Origin of the sequence: Streptomyces sp. NPDC058685 (genome assembly GCF_042714725.1) — a bacterium.
Lineage (GTDB): Bacteria > Actinomycetota > Actinomycetes > Streptomycetales > Streptomycetaceae > Streptomyces.
Window position 1 is genome coordinate 1 of sequence record NZ_JBHXSL010000017.1, and the last position, 12,774, is coordinate 12,774.

Genomic DNA, 12,774 nt, shown 5'->3' on the forward strand with positions numbered 1-12,774 from the left:
GTCCTGACCGGGGCGCCACCCTTGTGTCCGGCCGCCCGGCAACGACACGGCTCGGCACGAGGGACACGAAACAAGGCGAGGGCACGACAAAGGCGGGGTGCGGCCGTGTGGCTGCGCACCCCGCCCGGCTCGCATTCGTGCCGTGACGGCAGGCTCAGCCGCCGAGCTCGACCCCGCCCAGCATGGGGGTCAGCGAGGCCGCGGTCTTGAGCACCTGCTGCGGGGCCTGGCCCTTGACGTTGTTGAGGTCGGTCACGGTCCGGGCCACGTCCGTCACCGCGGAGGTGTCCGCCTGGCCGAGATCCTGCGTCGAGGAGAGCGCCTTGGTCAGGCCGCCGTTGAGGCTCATCGGGGGCATGGCCGTCATGTCGGCGGCGAGTGCGGGGGAGGCCGACCCGATCGCGGCGACGGAGCCGACAACGAGCGCGGCAATCCTCGAGTGCTTCATCTTTTTCGTATCCCTTTCTCCGTGGCGTTCATCGCCATCGTCGGCTTGGCTAACGAGCCCTCGACGCCGGAGAAACCCCTGCTCGAATTCTCGTATCAACTGTTCTTCGGTGTCGAACGTCTGCCCTTGTGCGGCCTTCTCGCCGGTGTGTTCACGGAGAGAGCGAGCCCTGCGTGATTTTCCACCCGATCTCTGACAAAGTGCCTTCTGATTTGTCGCGTTGATCGAACATGGGGAGCCGTACATGTCGAAGTCGACCGGCTTCGCAGCGCGAGGCGCCCTCGGCGCCATGCTCTGCCTGGCGTTCTCGGCCGCTCCCCTTCCGGCCGGCGCCGCCCCGGTTGAGGAATCGCCTCGCCTTCCTTTCACCCAGCGGTATCAGGCCGTGCAGCACGGCGGTGTCGTGCGCACCGCCAACTCCGCGATCACCTGCCGCAGCCCGAAGTCCCCTTCGGCGACATCGTGTTCGGCGGTCCGCGCGGGAGGCGCGGGAGCCAACAACGACTGGGACATGTTCTACGTCGACGAGGACGACGATCCCAACACCTACAACTCCAGCCGGGCCGTGCTGGATCTGCCGGCGCACTCCCGGGTGACGTACGCCCGTCTGTACTGGGGCGGAAACCTGCGGGTCAGTGAGCAGAAGCCGCCCAAGGACAACGGCCGGATCCTGATCGCCGAACCCGGCGGCCGGTACAAGGCGGTTCTCGCCGACACCCGCGTCGCCCACCGAGACACGGCCGGCAGCGATGTCTACCAGGCGTCCGCCGACGTGACTCCACTGGTGCGCCAGAGCGGCTCCGGTCTCTACACCGTCGCCCAGATCAATGTCGCCATGGGGCACTCCAAGGCCGGTGCCTGGGGCGGCTGGACGCTGGTCGTCGCGTACGAGAACGGCGCGGAGCCGCTGCGTCAGATCTCGCTCTGGGACGGTTTCGAGACGCTGGACGCCCGGCGCAGGATCCAGGAGGTCCAGGTCGGCGGTCTGCGTGTCCCCGCGCGCGGAAAGGGCCGCGCCGGGATCGTCTCGTACGACGGCGACCGTGGTCGGAAAGGCGACCGGGTGGACGTCCGTACGCCCGGCGGAAAGGCGTTCGGTATTTCCGATTCCGCGAATCCGGCGACCGATGTCATGAACTCCACGATCGCCGATCCGGCCGGTGCGATCAGCCGTCAACCAGGCCATATGAACACACTGGGATACGACTCCGACGTGTTCGACATCGGGCCCGCACTCGTGTCCGGTGGGACGAGTTTGATTTTCCGGTTCAACGCCGAAAACCTCGGATACTTCCTCGGCGTTCTCTTCGTGCAGGCAGACACCCGCCGCTGACATTCCGATGCGGCCCTGCTCGTTTGAGCCAGATCCACAGTCCACGTCCGAAGAGAGCCGCACGTGCCGCACAGCAGTCGGGCTGAGCCGAGCCAACTGACGATTTTTCACCTGGTCCAGCCGGTGGACGGGGGAGTCGCGCGGGTCGTCACCGACCTTGTCCGGGCTCAGGTCGCCGAAGGGCTGCGGCCGGTCGTGGCCTGCCCGTCCGGCGGCGGACTCGCCGAGAGCGCCGCGGCGGCCGGCGCGGGCGTGCGGATCTGGTCCGCGGTCCGCGCCCCCGGTCCCGGACTGCCCGGAGAGGTTCTGACCGCGTCCCGGTTGATCCGCGACACGGGTCCGCAGCTGATCCATGCGCACAGTGCCAAGGCGGGGCTCGTCGCCCGGCTCGCCGTGCGGGGGCGGGTGCCGACCGTCTTCCAGCCGCACGCCTGGTCCTTCGACGCGGTGGAGGGGCGCGCGGCCGGGCTGGCGCTGACGTGGGAGCGCTACGGCACCCGTTGGAGCACCCGGACGCTCTGCGTCAGTGAGAGCGAACGGCAGGCGGGGGAGCGGGCCGGGATCGCCGCCCGCTGGGCCGTGATCCCCAACGGGATCGACCTCGGTCATTTCGCGCAGGACGACACGGACGGTGAGGCGCACGACGACATCGACGAGGAGGCCCGCCGCAAGCGGGCACGGCTCGCCCTGCCCGAGCTGGGCGACCTGCCCGCCGATGCCCCGCTGGTCCTGTGCGTGGGGCGGCTGTGCCGGCAGAAGGGTCAGGACGTCCTGCTGCGCGCCTGGCCCCGGGTGCGCGAACTGGCCCCCGACGCCCGGCTGGTGCTGGCCGGGGACGGCCCCGACCGAGCACGGCTCACCGGGACCGCGCCGCGCAGCGTCCTGTTCGCCGGAGCGGTCCGGGACGTGAGGCCGTGGCTGCGCGCGGCGGATCTCGTGGTCCTTCCCTCCCGCTGGGAAGGCATGGCGCTCGCCCCGCTCGAAGCGATGGCCTGCGGACGGCCGGTCGTGCTGAGCCACGTCAGCGGGGCGCGGGAGAGTCTGCCGTCCGGCCACGAGGCCCACTCCCTCGTACCGCCGGACGACCCGCCGGCCCTCGCGGCCGCCCTCGGCAGGCTGCTCCAGGACGCGGAACTGCGCCGTGTGCTGGGCCGGGAGGCGAAGGCCCATATGCGGGCGACCTGCGACGTACGGCAGACCGCCGCCGCTGTGTCCGGCCTCTACCAGGACCTTCTGAGCTCGCCCCGCCCCCTGACGAGGAAGCGCATCACACGATGACGACGGAGAGTGCCCCCGCGCCCCGAGCCGCCCAGGCCAGGGCCGTCCAGCGCCCGGCCGCCACGATCCACCCGCCCCGCAGGGCCTCCGACGGCGAGGCCGCGGCGCTCGGCCCGCGGAGCATCGACGGCCGCGGTCCGGTCCTGGCACTGCTCGCCGCCGACGTGCTCGCCGTGGCGCTCGCCGCCGGTCTGCTGCTTCCCCGGCTGCCCTGGCCGCCGGTCGTCCTCGGCCTCCTCGCGGTCCTCCAGCCGGCGGCGCAGGCATGCCGCGGCCTCTACCGGCCGAGCCTGTCCCCCTCGGCGCTCACCGAACTGCCGACGGTCGGCCTGCTCGCGCTGGTGCAGTGGATCGCCGTGGCCGAGGCGCTCACGGCGTACAGCGGCGGGTACGCGACCGGCTGGACCACGCTGGCCTGTGCCGCCGTCGCGCAGACCGTGCTCTGCTGTGGCGCCCGCTCGCTCGTCTACCGCTTCCGGCGCTGGACGGCCGCGCGCCGGCCGCAGTCGACACTGGTCATCGGCGGCGGGCCGCTCGCCCAACAGGTCGTCCACGCGCTGTACGAGCACGCGGAGTACGGGATGCGGCCGGTCGGTCAGGTGGCCCTGCGACGGACACCGGCGCAGGGCGGGTCCGGGCCGCTGCCCGTGCTGGTCGGCAGGCAGGACGTCACCCGCGCGGTCATCCAGAACTCCGTGCGGCACGCCGTGTTCACCACGGAGCCGAACTGCGACGCCGAAACCAGCGCGCTCGTGCCGCTGTTGACCGAACACGGCTGCCGCCTCTGGCTGGTCGACGGCGGCGCGGCCGCCGGGAGGCCCGCGTACCGCGCGGCCGGGCAGGACCATCTGTGGGGGTTCTCGGCGCAGCCCCTCGACGCCGGGCTGCACCGGCCCGTCGCCCGTGCCGTCAAGCGTGTCGTCGACATCGTCCTGGCCGCCGTCGCGCTGCTCCCGGCGGCTCCCGTGATGGCGGTGTGCGCCCTCGCCGTACGGTTCGCGGACGGGCCGGGGGTGATCTTCCGTCAGGAGCGCATCGGCCTGGACGGACGGCCGTTCGTGCTGCTGAAGTTCCGCACGATCCGACCGGCCGACGAGCACGAGTCCGCGACCCGCTGGAGCGTCGCCCGCGACCGGCGCATGAGCCTCACCGGCACCGTGCTGCGCAAGTCGTCGCTCGACGAACTGCCGCAGCTGTGGAACGTCCTGCGCGGTGACATGAGCCTGGTCGGCCCGCGGCCCGAACGGCCGTACTTCGTCGCCACGTTCAGCCGGATCCACCCCGGTTACCAGGCGCGCCACCGGATGCCCGTCGGCATCACCGGCCTCGCCCAGATCAACGGACTGCGCGGTGACACCTCCATCGAGGAGCGCGCCCGCTTCGACAACCACTACATCGACACCTGGACGCCCTGGCAGGACGTGTGCATCCTCGCGCGCACCGCCGTCTCGCTGTTCCGGCTCGGAGGCAGCTGAGCATGAGCGTCATGTGGGCCGCCGAGCCCGCCGTCCTGCCCGCCGGCCCCCCGGCGGGGCCCCCGCCGACGGCCGACCGTGTCCGCCGGGCAGCGGCCCACTGGTGGCCGCTGCTGCCGCTGATCGTGACCGTCCTGCTGCTCGCCGCCCCGCTCGGCCCGCAGAGCCAGGCGGGCTCCGGCGGCCTCGCACCCGCCGACCTGGCCTCCGGTGTGCTGGTGCTGTTCGCGCTGGTGCGCGTGATGCGGATGCGGGCCAGACCGCTGACCCCGGTCGCTGCGATCGTTCTCGGCATCCCCGCCGTGGGGTTCGCCGTCGCCACCGTCACCGCCGCCGATCCGCAGGCCGGCCTGCCGGGCCTCGTCCGCTACCTCCAGGTCTTCGTGCTGGTGCCCGCCGCCGTCGTGCTGCTGCTGCGCGACGCCCGTGACTTCCGTGTCGTCATCGGCTGCCTCACCGCTCTCGCCCTCGTGCAGGGGGCGATCGGCATCCACCAGTACGCCACCGGGACCGGTGCCTCGTACATGGGCGAGGACATCCGGGCCGTCGGCACCTTCGGACCGACGGACGTCATGGGCATGGCCACGGTCGTCGCGTACGGACTGCTGGCCGCCGCCGCCCTCGCGCTGCGCCCGCCCGCCGGGACGCCCCGCAAGGTCCGTCTTCTCGCCCCGGCCGCGGCCGGGGTGCTGATCGTGCCCCTGGCGCTGTCGTTCAGCCGGGGCTCCTGGATCGCGACCGCCGTCGCCGCCCTCGCCATGATCCTGCTGACGGGGCTGCGCCAGGCCGTACGGGCACTCGCCGTGCTCACCGCTCTCGGCGTCGTGCTCGTCGGCGGATTCGGCGTCGGATCCGAGATGATCTCCCAGCGGCTCAGCAGCATCACCCAGGTGACCGCGGCGCCCGACCGCTCCGTCACCGACCGGTACACCATGTGGGAGGCCGCGACGAGCATGTGGCGGGAGCAGCCCGCCGCGGGCGTCGGCCTCAAGGGCTTCCCCGCCCACCGCGACTCTCACGCCTCCATCGGCCTCTCCTCGGGCAGCGACACCGCGGGCGCAGGTCACGCCTTCCAGAAGCAGCCCCTGCTGTCGCCGCACAACATGTATCTGCTGGTCCTCAGCGAGCAGGGCCTCATCGGCCTCACCGCCTTCGTCGGCAGCTGGGCGGCCGTCCTCGTCGGCGGAGTGCGCCGACTGGTCCGGGCCCGCCGGGTGCGCACGGCGGCGGCGGACTGCGGGCTGGCCGCCGTCGGACTGATGCTCTGGCAGACCGTCGACTTCCTGTACGCGGACATCGGAGGCCCCTCGACCGTCCTCACCGGCGTGGTCCTCGGCCTCGCCGCCTGGTGGGCGCTGGCCGCTCGCGACGAGAAGACCGCCGCGTGAACGACACCAGCACCGGACCCGTCGTACGGCCCGCACCGACCGGCACCGAGCCGCCCCGGCTCGGCAACTTCCTCGCCAAGGCCGCCGCCGTCACCGCCGGTCTGACCGCGGCCGGGGCACTCCTCGGTCTCGTACGCGACCAGGCCATCGCCCAGATCTTCGGCGCGAGCACCGACAGCGACGCCTTCCTGATCGCCTGGACCGTGCCCGAGATGGCGTCCACGCTCCTCATCGAGGACGCGATGGCGCTGCTGATGGTGCCCGCCTTCAGTCACGCCCTGGCCCGGCGCGCCGCCGACCGCGCGCGCGACCCGGTGAGGGAGCTGGTCACGGCCACCCTGCCCCGGCTGTTCGCACTGCTCGCCTGCGCCGCCGCCCTGCTGATCGTGTGCGCGCCGCTCGTCGTCGGGGTGCTCGCCCCCGGCTTCGACAAGCCCCAACTGGCCGTCGACTGCACCCGGCTGACCGCGCTGACCGTTCTCACCTTCGGGATCGCCGGGTACTTCAGCGCGGCCCTGAGAGCACACGGCACCTTCGTGCCGCCCGCCGGTGTCTATCTCGCCTACAACGTCGGCATCATCGCCACCACTCTGGCGCTGCACTCCCTGTGGGGCGTACGCGCCGCGGCGGCCGGGGTCGCGGTCGGCGGGCTGCTCATGGTGCTCGTACAACTCCCGTCGTTCGTCCGGCGGGTGGCCGGGACCCGGCCGAGGCGCGCCAGGCGCATCCCCCGGCAGCGCAGTGCCCCGCCGCTCATCGGGTTCGCCGTCCTTGCGCCGGTCGTCCTCTTCGCCGTCAGCCGGCAGTCGCAGGTCCTCGTCGAGCGGTTCCTCGCCTCGTCCCTGCCCGGCGGTGCGATCTCCCATCTCAACTACGCGCAGAAAGTCGCCCAGTTGCCGATGGTGCTGTCGCTGATGATCTGCACGGTCACCTTCCCGGTGGTCGCGAAGGCGATGGCGGACGGCGACCGGGAACGCGCCCGCCGCCGGGTGGAGCACGATCTGGCGCTCGCCGGCATGGTCGTGCTGCTCGGCACCGCCCTCGTCCTCGGCTACGCCCCCCAGCTCATCGAAGTCCTGTTCCAGCGCGGTGCGTTCGACGCGCAGGACACCGAGACCACGGCCACCGTCATGCGTGTCTACGCCACCGGGCTCCTCGGGCACTGTCTGGTCGGCGCGCTCGGCCGGCCCTTCTTCTCCGCCGGGCGGCCCACCTGGTACCCGGCCGCCGCGATGGCCGGTGGTCTGCTCGTCACCATCGTCGCGGGCGCGGCGGCGGTCGGCCGCTTCGGTGTGTACGGCATCGCGGCGGCCAATGCCGCCGGCATCTCCACCACCGCCGTACTGCTGCTGTGCGGTCTCGGCTCCCGGGTGATCGCCATCGAGGTGCGCTCCATCGGCGTCTCCCTCGGCCGGCTCGCCGTCGCCGCCGCCGTCGCCGCCCTCGCCGGCGGGCTGACCGCTCCACTGGTGGCCGACCCCCTGCTCAGCACGGTCGCCGGCTGTCTGCTGGTGCCCGCAGTCTTCCTCGTCACGGGGTTCGCGGTCAGAGCCCCGGAAGTCCTCCATCTGCTGACCCTGACCCGGCAAAGGATCCGTCATGTCCGCTGACACGGCGCAGACGCACCCCGTCGCACCCACCCGCACCGGCCGTTCCGCCTGGCCCTGGATCCTGATGTACCACTCGGTGGCCGATCCGACGGACGACCCTTACGGCATCACCGTCGCCCCCGGCCGGCTCGACCTCCAGCTCGGGTGGCTGCGCCGCCGCGGGCTGACCGGCGTCGGCGTCGGCACCCTGATGCGCGCCCGCGCCCGCGGCGAGGACCGCGGCCTCGTGGGTCTGACCTTCGACGACGGGTACGCCGACTTCGTCGACGAGGCCGTGCCGGTGCTGGAGCGCCACGACTGCGCGGCCACCCTCTTCGTCCTGCCCGGGCGTCTCGGCGGCAACAACGAATGGGACCCGGAGGGCCCGCGCAAGCCGCTGCTGACGGAGGAGCAGATCCACACCGCCGCCGCCGCCGGGACCGAGATCGCCTCCCACGGGCTCTACCACGTCGACCTGACGACGCTCGACGACGAGGTCCTGCGCCAGGAGACCCTGCGCAGCCGCGAATGGATCCACCAGCTCACCGGCACGGTCCCGGAGGGCTTCTGCTATCCGTACGGCACGGTCGACGAGCGGGCCGTCGAAGCGGTGCGGGAAGCGGGCTACTCCTACGGCTGCGCGATCCGGCCCGGCGCCCTGGCCGGTCCGCACGCCCTGCCCCGTACGCACATCAGCCAGGCCGACCAGGGGCTGCGCCTGACGGTGAAGCGGCTGCGGCACCGGCTCGGGACGTGACCGCGGTGAAGGCGCTGCACATCATCACCGGCCTCGGCGCGGGCGGTGCCGAGCAGCAGCTGCGGGTGCTGCTGCGCCATCTTCCGGTGCACTGCGACGTGGTGACGCTGACGAACCCCGGTGCGGTCGCCGACGGGCTGCGGGCGGACGGCGTCGACGTGCTGCACCTCGGTATGCGGGGCAACCGGGACCTCCAGGCGCTGCCCCGGCTGACCCGGCTGATCCGGCGGGGCGCGTACGACCTCGTCCACACGCATCTGTACCGCGCCTGCGTCTACGGGCGGATCGCGGCCCGGCTCGCGGGTGTCCGTGCCACCGTCGCCACGGAGCACTCGCTCGGGCAGGCCGAGATCGAGGGCCGGCCGCTCACCCGCCCGACGCGTGCGCTGTACCTCGGCACCGAGCGGCTGGGTTCGGCGACCGTCGCCGTCTCCGACACGGTCGCGGCCCGGCTGTCCGACTGGGGCGTGCCCGCCGAACGGATCCATGTCGTCCCCAACGGCATCGACGCCGCCCGCTTCCGCTTCAGCGCCACCGAACGGCTCGCCACCCGGGCCCGGCTCGGCATCCCGCCGGACGCCTTCGTGGTGGGCGGGGTGGGCCGCCTCGTGCCCGGCAAGCGCTTCGACGTCCTGGTCCGCGCGGTGGCGGGGCTCCCCGGCGCCCGGCTCCTGGTGGCGGGCGACGGACCCGAACTGACCACCCTGAACGCCCTGGCCGCCCGGCTCGACGCCGCCGACCGCATCCGATTCCTCGGTGAGTGCGACGCCCACGCCGGCGCGGCCGCCCCCGCCGTCCCGGCGCTGCTGAGCGCCATGGACGTGTTCGTCTCGGTCTCCCGCGAGGAGGCCTTCGGGCTCGCCGTGGTCGAGGCGCTGGCCGCCGGTCTGCCCGTGCTGCACAGCACCTGCCCGGCCGTCGAGGACCTGCCGTCCCGTCAGGCACCCGGCGCACGCCGCATCGACGGCACCGCGCAGGAGCTGACGGCCCTCCTGCGGGAGCGGATGACGGCCGCGGCGGAGCGGTTCGATCCGCCGCCGGCCGTCGCCCACTACGACATCGCCCGCAGCAGCGAACGCCTCATGGACGTCTACGCGCACGCGCTCACCGCGAGCCCTTCCCGTATGCCCACCCCCTCGACCGAGAGAACACGCCGATGACCGAGTCGCCCCAGCAGGAACCCGCCACCCGTCGAGGGCACGGCCGGCTGCGCGCCAGGAACACCTCGCTGCCCCGGTGGTGGCCGCTGCCCGCGTGCGTACTCGCCGGTGCGCTCTGCGGCACCGTGTACGGCCTGACGGCGACACCGCAGTACGCGGCCACCAGCTATGTCGTCGCCGTCTCCGACAAGGACGCCCAGCCCGGCGCCGCCCTTGGCTTCGCGCAGGCGTACGGCCGGATCGCCACCAGCGACTCCACCCTCGCGGGCGCCCGCGTGGCCGCCGGGGTCTCCCCGAAGACCCTGCGCAGCAAGGTGCGGACCGAGACCTCGCCCGATTCGCCGATGATCGCGATCACCGGTACGTCGGACCGGCCCGCCGCGGCCGCCGACTTCGCCAACGCGGTGGCCGACGCCGTCTTCGTCAGCAGCAACCAGGTGGCCAAGAACACCGGGGTGCGGCTGATGAGCTTCTCCCCGGCCATCCCGCCCGCAGAGCCCGTCTCCCCGTCGGCCCCTCTCGCCGCGGCCGTGGGCGGTTGCACCGGAGGGCTCCTGGGCGGGCTGTTCCTGCTCGTGCGCCCCCGCCGCGGCCGCAGGCCCTCGGCCACGACAACCGTTCCCGCCCCGGCCGGTTCCGTCGCGGCCGAGAGGGAGCTGGTCTGATGGACGCGGAACGGGAGGGCCTGGCCGTCACGCTGGTCCGCGACCAGCGCGACTTCGCACGGCTGCGGCCGGAGTGGGACGAGCTGCAACGCCGCTGCTCCACCGCCACACCGTTCCAGAGCCACGCCTGGCTGGAGTCCTGGTGGCTCTCCTACGGCACGGACGGACGGCTGCGGATCGTACTCGTACGCCTGGACGGGCGGCTGATCGCGGCCGCTCCACTGATGCTCGTCCACCGTCCGATGCCGCTGCTCGTGTCCCTGGGCGGCGGAATCTCCGACTACGGCGACATCCTCGTCGACGACGAGCACGCGGACTGTGCGATCGAGGCCCTGGAGAGGGGACTTCGGCACGCGGCCCGCCACGCGGTCATCGATCTGCGCGAGGTACGGCCCGGGGCGGCTGCCGAACGGCTCTACGAGAGCTGGACCGGCCCCCGGCGACGGCTCACCGACTCCGTCTGTCTGGAGCTCCCCGCGGAGCCGATGGACGAGCTGGTCAAGCGCATGCCGGCCAGCCGGGCCCAGCGCGTACGCGCCAAGCTGCGCAAGATCGACGCGCTGAAGATCGAGGGCCACACCGTCACCGAGCACGAGGTGCCCGCCGCCATGGAGCACCTTCTGCGGCTGCACGAACTCCAGTGGCGGGGACGCGGGGTGACGGTCGAGCATCTGCGCCCCAGGTTCGCCGAACATCTGGTGCGGGCGACCCGCCGGCTGGTCCGCGACGGAAACGCCGCCCTCACCGAGTACCGGCTGGACGGCGAGGTCGTGGCGGCCAACGTGGCTCTGATGTCCGACGGTCTCACCGGCGGCTACCTCTACGGCGCCCACCCGGAGCTGCGCGAGAAGAAGATCGACGTCGCGACCATGCTGCTCCGGCACGACGTCAACCTGGCGGCGGCCACCGGCCGCAGGGTGGTGAGCCTGCTGCGGGGCAAGGAGTCGTACAAGAACCACTGGCGTCCCGAGGCGGTCACCAACCAGCGGCTGCTGATGGCACCGTCCCGGCTCGGGCCGGCGCTCTCCCTGCACGCCGGGCGGGCCCAGTGGCGCGACCACGCGGCGGGGACCGTGAAGGCACGGTTCCCCGCCGCGCAGCAGTGGCGCGCCCGCCTGAACGACCTGCGGGCGGCCGGGCCCCGCTAGACCGTGCCCGCTATAACCCGCTGCCGGGCAGCGGCACGCGGATGCAGATCTGCCGGTCGTACACGCCCGCGCCCTGTTGTCCGAACCAGGCGCCGAGCCTCACCGGGAAGCACCACTCGATGGAGTTCGTCTCCTTGGGCGGCGCGGTGGGTGTCGGCTTCGGCGCCGGCTTGACCGGCGTGGAGGACGGGGTCGGCTGCGCGGCCGGCGTGGTCGGAGTGGCCGGGACGGGGGTCGTCTCGACCGGCTTCGGCGTCACCGAAGCGGTCGGTGTCGGTGTGGGAGTCGGTGTGGGAGTGGGCGTGGGAGGCACGGGCGTCGGGACCGGCACCGGTGTCGTCTCGGCCGGCTTCGGCGTCGGCTTGGGGACGGGCACCGGCACGACGGGCGGACTGGGCACGACCGGAGGAGTCGGCACGACCGGGGGAGTGGGCACGACAGGCGGCGTCGGAGGAACCGGCTTCGCGAACAGCATCGACCGAAAGACCATCGACGACTTGGGGTTGTCATCACACTGCCAGACGCCGTGCGGACAGTAGTCTGTGATGGTCTGGTAGAGCGGTTTGTGCCGCTCGATCCATTCCAGCATTCCGCGCATGTACTCGGGGTTGTCGCCGTTCCGGAAGAGTCCCCATTCCGGGTACGAGATCGCCTTGTTGTGCGCCGCAGCGAATTCGACCTGCTGCTGCAGTCCGTACGGAGCCGTCGCCTGTTCCTGGAACGTCCGTCCGGGAGCCTGGTCGTACGAATCCATACCGATGATGTCCACGACGTCGTCGCCCGGATAGCACTCGGTCCAGGGAATCGCGTCCGTCCCCCGGTTCGGGGCGAAGTCGAAGCGGAACTTCTGCCCCGGCACCGAACGCATGGCCGTGACGATGCGATTCCAGTACGTCTTCCAGGACGCCGGATCCGGGCCGCAGCGGTGCGTGTACGTGATGCCGTTCATCTCCCAGCCGAGCACGATCACCGTGTCCGGCGCACCCAGGTCGACCAGACGGCCTGCCAGAGTCCGGAAGTGGTGATCGAACTGACCCTCGGCACCCGCCCTCAGCAGTCGGCGGACCTCGTGGTCGGGGACGCGCGCCTCGTTCCGTTCCAGCATGGGCACGTTGAGGACGAACAGCCGGTCCTCCGCGCCGCGCCGCCACCGGGCCCACTCGTCCAGGAACTGCGAGCCGCCCGCGATGTTGGTCCACAGGTCGCCCGGCAGATAGGTGTGACCGACCTTCAGTTCCGCGCCGCCGAGCCATCGCGAGAGTTCCGCCATGCGCCGGAGGCCGTCCGGGCCGTAGTGGAGATAGGCGCCCATGGCCACCGACGAGGCACTGACCGGGGCCGGCGTCGGGTCGTCGGCCGGGGCGGCGCCCGCCGGCAGATCTCCGTACACGCCCACGGAGATCAGGAGACCGGCGGCAACCGTCCCGATGCAGGTGCCGGTGAGCCGGCGCCGTTGGGTCATGGCTCCTCCTTGCGAGCTGGCGGCCTGTCAGACCTGTTCGTGCTGTCGCATTCACGACGTACACGACCGTA

The 12,774-nt window shown here is 72.4% G+C and carries 12 protein-coding genes; 10 read left to right on the forward strand and 2 right to left on the reverse strand.

Annotated features, from left to right (window positions below; genetic code table 11):
* Positions 1-154: 154 nt before the first annotated feature.
* Positions 155-448 carry a hypothetical protein gene (locus tag ACFWU3_RS16520; protein WP_384437214.1) on the reverse strand — a complete coding sequence of 98 codons (294 nt, stop codon included), beginning with the start codon at positions 446-448 and terminating at the stop codon, positions 155-157.
* Between the two features lie 21 nt (positions 449-469).
* On the opposite strand from ACFWU3_RS16520, the gene ACFWU3_RS16525 reads away from it, so the two are divergent.
* The 10 genes from ACFWU3_RS16525 (at position 470) to ACFWU3_RS16570 (ending at position 11,241) form a co-directional block, all read left to right on the forward strand.
* Complete coding sequence (locus tag ACFWU3_RS16525) at positions 470-625, forward strand: hypothetical protein (RefSeq protein WP_384437217.1); 156 nt, start codon at positions 470-472, stop codon at positions 623-625.
* Between the two features lie 67 nt (positions 626-692).
* Positions 693-1,781, forward strand: coding sequence for a DUF3344 domain-containing protein (locus tag ACFWU3_RS16530; protein ID WP_384437220.1), 1,089 nt, complete (start codon positions 693-695; stop codon positions 1,779-1,781).
* Positions 1,782-1,844: 63 nt separating this feature from the next.
* Positions 1,845-3,059 (forward strand): glycosyltransferase family 4 protein, encoded by a 1,215-nt coding sequence (locus ACFWU3_RS16535; RefSeq protein ID WP_384437225.1) that lies wholly within the window; start codon positions 1,845-1,847, stop codon positions 3,057-3,059.
* Positions 3,056-4,534, forward strand: a complete 1,479-nt coding sequence (locus ACFWU3_RS16540; protein WP_384437228.1) for an exopolysaccharide biosynthesis polyprenyl glycosylphosphotransferase — start codon at positions 3,056-3,058, stop codon at positions 4,532-4,534. The genes ACFWU3_RS16535 and ACFWU3_RS16540 overlap by 4 nt, the downstream gene beginning before the upstream one ends.
* A 2-nt stretch (positions 4,535-4,536) precedes the next feature.
* Complete coding sequence (locus tag ACFWU3_RS16545; protein ID WP_384437231.1) at positions 4,537-5,922, forward strand: O-antigen ligase family protein; 1,386 nt, start codon at positions 4,537-4,539, stop codon at positions 5,920-5,922.
* Positions 5,919-7,532, forward strand: coding sequence for a murein biosynthesis integral membrane protein MurJ (murJ, locus tag ACFWU3_RS16550; protein ID WP_384437234.1), 1,614 nt, complete (start codon positions 5,919-5,921; stop codon positions 7,530-7,532). The genes ACFWU3_RS16545 and murJ overlap by 4 nt, the downstream gene beginning before the upstream one ends.
* Positions 7,522-8,268, forward strand: coding sequence for a polysaccharide deacetylase family protein (locus ACFWU3_RS16555; RefSeq protein ID WP_384437237.1), 747 nt, complete (start codon positions 7,522-7,524; stop codon positions 8,266-8,268). The genes murJ and ACFWU3_RS16555 overlap by 11 nt, the downstream gene beginning before the upstream one ends.
* Positions 8,269-8,273: 5 nt before the next feature.
* Entirely contained in the window at positions 8,274-9,428 is a 1,155-nt protein-coding gene (locus ACFWU3_RS16560; protein WP_384437502.1) for a glycosyltransferase, read from the forward strand.
* Positions 9,425-10,093 (forward strand): lipopolysaccharide biosynthesis protein, encoded by a 669-nt coding sequence (locus ACFWU3_RS16565; protein ID WP_384437239.1) that lies wholly within the window; start codon positions 9,425-9,427, stop codon positions 10,091-10,093. Before ACFWU3_RS16560 ends, ACFWU3_RS16565 begins: the two co-directional genes overlap by 4 nt.
* Positions 10,093-11,241 (forward strand): GNAT family N-acetyltransferase, encoded by a 1,149-nt coding sequence (locus ACFWU3_RS16570; protein WP_384437242.1) that lies wholly within the window; start codon positions 10,093-10,095, stop codon positions 11,239-11,241. Before ACFWU3_RS16565 ends, ACFWU3_RS16570 begins: the two co-directional genes overlap by 1 nt.
* A 10-nt stretch (positions 11,242-11,251) precedes the next feature.
* On the opposite strand, the gene ACFWU3_RS16575 is transcribed toward ACFWU3_RS16570, so the two are convergent.
* On the reverse strand, positions 11,252-12,703 hold the full coding sequence (locus tag ACFWU3_RS16575) for a glycoside hydrolase family 26 protein (RefSeq protein ID WP_384437244.1): 1,452 nt from the start codon (positions 12,701-12,703) through the stop codon (positions 11,252-11,254).
* Between the last annotated feature and the right edge of the window lie 71 nt (positions 12,704-12,774).

What these genes read in the sequence shown, in the direction of transcription:
- ACFWU3_RS16520 (WP_384437214.1), bottom strand. Translation starts at nt 448, where the DNA reads ATGAAGCACTCGAGGATTGCCGCGCTCGTTGTCGGCTCCGTCGCCGCG.
- ACFWU3_RS16530 (WP_384437220.1), top strand. Translation starts at nt 693, where the DNA reads ATGTCGAAGTCGACCGGCTTCGCAGCGCGAGGCGCCCTCGGCGCCATG.
- ACFWU3_RS16540 (WP_384437228.1), top strand. Translation starts at nt 3,056, where the DNA reads ATGACGACGGAGAGTGCCCCCGCGCCCCGAGCCGCCCAGGCCAGGGCC.
- ACFWU3_RS16545 (WP_384437231.1), top strand. Translation starts at nt 4,537, where the DNA reads ATGAGCGTCATGTGGGCCGCCGAGCCCGCCGTCCTGCCCGCCGGCCCC.
- ACFWU3_RS16555 (WP_384437237.1), top strand. Translation starts at nt 7,522, where the DNA reads ATGTCCGCTGACACGGCGCAGACGCACCCCGTCGCACCCACCCGCACC.
- ACFWU3_RS16565 (WP_384437239.1), top strand. Translation starts at nt 9,425, where the DNA reads ATGACCGAGTCGCCCCAGCAGGAACCCGCCACCCGTCGAGGGCACGGC.
- ACFWU3_RS16570 (WP_384437242.1), top strand. Translation starts at nt 10,093, where the DNA reads ATGGACGCGGAACGGGAGGGCCTGGCCGTCACGCTGGTCCGCGACCAG.
- ACFWU3_RS16575 (WP_384437244.1), bottom strand. Translation starts at nt 12,703, where the DNA reads ATGACCCAACGGCGCCGGCTCACCGGCACCTGCATCGGGACGGTTGCC.